General features: G+C 76.8%; 3 protein-coding genes. All 3 read left to right on the top strand.

All coding sequences use genetic code 11. From position 1 onward, the window contains the following. Positions 1-2225: ABC transporter ATP-binding protein/permease (locus R7226_RS30860; protein ID WP_318601384.1), on the top strand; the 2225-nt coding region annotated here is incomplete at its 5' end. After that, entirely contained in the window at positions 2222-3988 is a 1767-nt protein-coding gene (locus R7226_RS30855) for an amino acid ABC transporter ATP-binding/permease protein (RefSeq protein ID WP_318601383.1), read from the top strand. The genes R7226_RS30860 and R7226_RS30855, both read left to right, overlap by 4 nt. Before the next feature lie 177 nt (positions 3989-4165). Beyond that, on the top strand, positions 4166-5344 hold the full coding sequence (locus tag R7226_RS30850; protein ID WP_318601381.1) for an acyltransferase family protein: 1179 nt from the start codon (positions 4166-4168) through the stop codon (positions 5342-5344). Positions 5345-5377 lie beyond the last annotated feature (33 nt).

Here is a 5377-nt window from a genome sequence, read left to right as displayed (position 1 = left end):
AGTGGCGGCGCGGCCGGCACTCTGCCCGGCGGCAGCGGCGGCGCGGCCGGCGGGAGCTGAGCGCGATGGCGCCGCCGGTCGATCCCCGTCTGCTGCGCGCCAGCCGCGCCGCGCGCAGCCAGCTCGCCGCCGCGACGGCGCTGGCGGTCGCGGCGGCGGTGCTCGTCGTCGCGCAGGCCGTGCTGCTGGCCGACGTGATCGCGTCGGTCTTCATCGACGGCGCCGGGCTCGCCGCCGTGCGCGGCGAGCTGGTCGCGCTGGTCGCGACGATGGCGGCGCGCGCACTCGTCGCGGCCGGCTTCGAGCTGAGCGGCCGGCGCGGCGCCGCGCACGTGATGTCGGAGCTGCGCGAGCGGCTCGCCGAGCACCTGCTGGTGCGGCGGCCGCTGCGGCCGGCCGAGCGGACCGGCGAGCTGGCGACGACCGCCGTCCAGGGCGTCGACGCGCTGGAGGCGTACCTCGCCGGCTACGTGCCGCAGCTGGCGATGGCCGCGACCGTGCCGGCGGCCGTGCTCGGCTGGGTGGTGCTGAACGACTGGCTCGCGGCGCTGCTGCTGGCGCTCGGCGTGCCGCTGCTGGTGTTGTTCATGATCTTGATCGGGCGCTCCGCGGAGGCGGTCACGACGGCGCGCTTCCGCGCCCTCTCGCTGCTCGGAGCGCACTTCCTCGACGTCGTGCGCGGCCTGGAGACGCTGCGCGCGCACAACCGCGACCGCGCGCAGGAGGCGACGATCGCGGCCGCCGGCGAGCGCTACCGGGTGGAGACGATGGCGGCGCTGCGCGTCGCCTTCATGTCGGCGCTGGTGCTGGAGCTGGTCGCGATGATCGGCACGGCGCTCGTCGCCGCGACCGTCGGGATCCAACTGGTCGAGGGTGCGCTGACGCTTCACGTCGGGCTGGCCGTGCTGCTGCTGGCGCCCGAGCTGTACGCGCCGCTGCGCGAGGTCGGCCGCCAGTACCACGCCGGCGCCGACGGCCTCGCCGCCGCCGAACGGATCTTCGCCGTGCTCGACGAGCCGGTCGCGACGCCGGCGCCGGGGGCGGCGGCGTGGCCGTCGCCGGACGCGGCGGCGACTGCGTCTGCCGACGACGCGCCCGTCCCCGACCCGCGTACGCAGCCGCTGCGCTTCGAGGACGTCTCGTTCGCGCATCCCCGTCGTGGCGGCGCGGCTGGCGCAGAGCGCGGCGCGGCTGACGCAGAGCGCGGCGCGGCTGGCCCGGAGCGCGGCGCGATTGACGCAGAGCGCGGCCCGGCTGGCGCAGAGCGTGGCGCGGTTGACGCGGAGCGCGGCGCGGCGGTGCTCGCCGGGCTCACCCTGACGCTGGAGCCAGGCAAGCTGACGGCGCTCGTCGGCGTCAGCGGCGCCGGCAAGTCGACGGTCGCCGCGCTCGCGCTGCGACTGCTCGACCCCTCCGCCGGGCGCGTCACCTGCGGCGGCGTCGACCTGCGCCGGCTGGAGCCGGAGGCGTGGCGTGGGCAGGTCGCGTGGGTGCCGCAGCGGGCGCGCATCTTCGCCGGCACCGTCGCCGACAACGTGCGGCTCGCAGTCCCCGACGCCCCGGATCGCAAGGTGCGGGCCGCGCTCGCCGCCGCCGGCGCCGCGCGCTTCGTCGCCGCGCTGCCGCAGGGGATCGAGACGGCGATCGGCGACGGCGGACGCCCGCTGTCAGCCGGCGAGGCGCAGCGGATCGCGCTCGCCCGTGCCTTCCTGCGCGACGCGCCGCTGCTGGTGCTCGACGAGCCGACCGCGCACCTCGACGCAGAGACCGCCACTGCCGTCGACGCGGCGATTCTCCGCCTCGCCCGTGGGCGCACGACGTTGCTGATCGCCCACCGCCCCGCGCTGGCCGCGCGCGCCGACCGCGTGATCGTGCTGGCCGACGGCCGCGTCGCCGGCGATGACGCGCTCGCGCTCGCCGCGCCGGCGCTCGGCGCCGCCGCGCTGGCGGCGCTGGCGCCGCCCGCCGCCGCCCCACCCTTCCGCATCGAGCAGCGGACGTCCGCTGCCCGTATGGGGCGCCAAACGTCCCTTCCTCCCGGCGCGGAGGGAGCGCGACCGGCGTCGTCGGTCGTCCGGCGCGTGCGCGGAGCCGCGGCGACCCCGCGGCGCGAGCGCCGGCCGCGGCTGGCCGACGCCAGCTATCCCTGCCGCCCCGAGGCCGAGGGGCCATGCGCCGCGGCGGCCGACGGCTGCCAGCACTGCCCGCAGTGGGTGGAGGCATGAGCGCGCTCGCGCGCACGGCCGCGTTGGCGCGGCCGCGGCGGGGGCGGCTGGCGCTGTCGGTCGCGCTCGGCGCGGGCGCGGTGCTGGCCGGGGCGGCGCTGCTGGCGACCTCCGGCAACCTGATCAGCCGCGCCGCGCTGCGGCCCGACGTGCTGAGCCTGCTGGTGGTGATCGTCGCCGTGCGCTTCTTCGGGATGGCGCGGGCGCTGCTGCGCTACGGCGAGCGGCTCGTCTCGCACGACCTCGCCTTCCGCGTCCTCGCCGACCTGCGCGCCCGCTGCTTCCGCCGGCTCGCCCCGCTCGTCCCCGGCGACGCCGGCAGACTCGGAACGGGCGACCTGCTGAGCCGCTTCGTCGCCGACGTCGACCAGCTCCAGCACCTCTATCTGCGCGCGCTCGCGCCGCCGCTGGTCGCCGTCGTGGCGATCGTCGTCTGCTCGCTCGCGGCCGCCATCGTGTTGCCGGCGGCCGGGGTCGTCCTCGCGCTCGCGCTGCTGCTGGCCGCGACGCTCGTTCCGTTGCTGACAGCGCGCGCCGCGGCGTCGGCGGCGCGGCGCCAGGCGGCCGCGCGCGCGGCGCTGACGCAGGAGCTGGTCGAGACGATCGATGCCTCGGCCGAGCTGGCCGTCGCCGGTCGCGCCGACGACCGGCGCGCCCGCCTCGCCGCCGCCGACGCGCGCCTCTCGCGCCTCGCGGGCGCCGACGCCCGCGCCGGTGCGCTGGCGGTCGGGCTCGGTTCACTGCTCGCCGGCCTCGCCGCCGTCGCGGTGCTGGTCGTCGCGATCCCGGCAGTCGACGACGGCACGCTGCGCGGCATCTGGCTCGCGGCGCTGGTGCTGCTGGCGCTGGCGGCCTTCGAGGCGGTCGAGCCGCTCGGCGCGGCCGCGCGCCAGCTGCGCGCCTGCGCGACCGCCGCCGCGCGCCTGGAGGAGATCACCACGCGCGTGCCGCAGGTGCAGGACCCTGCGGCACCCCGTCCGCTGCCGGCCGGTGGCGCCGTGCTCGCCTTCGATCACGTCAGCGTGCGGATGGAAGGCGCACCCGTGGGCGAAACGGGCGAGTCCCAGCTGGAACACGACTGCGGCTCCTGCGCGGGCGACTGCGCCCCGCACGGCGACGGCGGCTCGAACGACCACCACCTCGACGGCCCACTCGTGCTCGACGACGTGTCATTCGCGATCGCGCCCGGGGAGCGCGTCGCGCTGGTCGGGCCAAGCGGCGCCGGCAAGACGACGATCGCGCGCCTTGCCGCGCGTCTGATCGACCCCGACGGCGGCACCGTCTCGCTCGGCGGCGTCGACCTGCGCGAGGCCGAGCAGACGGAGGTGCGCGAGCGCGTGCTGACGATCGCACAGAGCGCGCGCCTGTTCACGACGACGGTGCGCGAGAACGTGTTGCTCGCGCGCCGCTCCGCCGACGACGCGGAGATCGTCGCGGCGCTGCGGGCAGCCGGCCTCGGCGGCTGGCTGGAGGCGCTGCCGCACGGACTCGACACGCTCGTGGGGGAGGACGGCGCGCAGCTCTCCGGTGGTGAGCGGCAGCGGCTGCTGGTCGCGCGCGGCCTGCTGTCGGACGCGACGTTGCTCGTGCTCGACGAGCCGACGGCCCATCTCGATCAGCGCACCGCGCGCGCCCTGATGCGCGACCTTGACGTTGCCGCCGGCGATCGCGCGTTGCTGACGATCACGCACGATCCCGCGCAGCTGCCGCGCGCCGACCGCGTGCTGGAGCTGCGCGGCGGCCGGCTCACGACGCTGACCTAACCCTCAACCTGAGGGTTACTCTCGTACACAGCGACGGGCTGGGCCGCTGATCGCCTCCCACGAGCGGACCTCATCCTGCGCTCATCCGTGCTCGCTAGCCTTCCGCGCTGGTCGTACGCGAGACCAGGCCCGTCCCGTGCTTGAGGAGGCGCTGCTGGGGGAACGGTCGCGCCGGCCATGACGACGAACCGCACGACAACCGACTCCGACCGCAGCGCGGCGATCGACGGAGTGCGCGGCCTCGCCGCGCTGTCGGTGCTGCTCTTTCACGCCTGGCTCTACACGCGGCTGGAGGTCTCCGCCTCCGCGCGCGAGACGACGCTCGACTACGCCGTGCACGAGGGCCGGCTCGGACTCGTGCTCTTCTTCGTGCTGTCCGGCTTCCTGCTGTGGCGCCCGTTTGTCGCCGCGGCGCGCGGCCGCCGCCCGCGGCCCGGTGCGCGCGAGTACCTCGTCCGTCGCGGCGCGCGCGTGCTGCCGGCCTACTACCTCGCGCTGATCGGTTCGGTCGTGCTGCTGTGGGGCGCCGCCGAGACGCCGGGCGTGCGCCTGCCGCCGGCCGAGCTGCTGCCGCTCTTCCTCGTCTTCGCGCAGAACTTCAACCCGCAGACGGTGATGAAGCTCGATCCGCCGATGTGGACGCTGGCGGTCGAGGTCAGCTTCTACCTGCTGCTGCCGCTCGTCGCCGTCGTGGCGCTGCGGCTGCCGCGCCACCGCGTGGTGCAGGCGCTCGTGCCGCTCGCGCTGCTGCTGTTCGGCGTGCTCTGGAACATCGACATCGCGGGCGAGAGATCGATCGTGGCGGGCAAGCTGCTGCCGGCGATGCTGCCGTACTTCGCGCTCGGGATGCTCGTCGCGCTGGCGCTCGACGGCCGCGCGCCGTTCGGCCGGCGCGCCGCCTACGCGCTGCTCGTCGCGGGCATCGCGCTGGTCGCGGCCGACGCGCTCTGGCAGGCGCACGGCGCCGCGTCGAGATCGACCTCCTACGCCTTCCGCATCTGGCGCGACCTGCCGGGCGCGGCCGGCTTCGCGCTCGTGATCGCGGTCGCGGCGGGGAGCGCCGGTGCCGGCACCGCGCTGCTGCGCTGGCGGCCGCTCGCCTACCTCGGCACGATCTCCTACGGCGTCTACCTGTGGCACGTGCCGCTGCTGCTGGTCGCGCGTCACCTCGGCCTGCTGTCGCTGCACACGCTGCCGGCGATCGTGCTCGCGCTCGTCCTGACGGTGCCGGTCGCGGCGGCGAGCTGGCACTGGGTCGAGCAGCCGGCGGTCGCGTGGGCGCGCGGCTTCACGCGCCGCTGGCGCCGCCCGGTCGCGCGGCGCGAGCGCGTCGCGCCCGAACCTGGCCGCGGCTGAGCGAGCCGGTCAGCGCGGCGTGCCCGCGGCCCG

The sequence above is a fragment of the Conexibacter stalactiti genome (genome assembly GCF_033542075.1).
GTDB lineage: Bacteria > Actinomycetota > Thermoleophilia > Solirubrobacterales > Solirubrobacteraceae > Conexibacter > Conexibacter stalactiti.
This window is presented reverse-complemented; position numbering and strand designations above follow the sequence as displayed.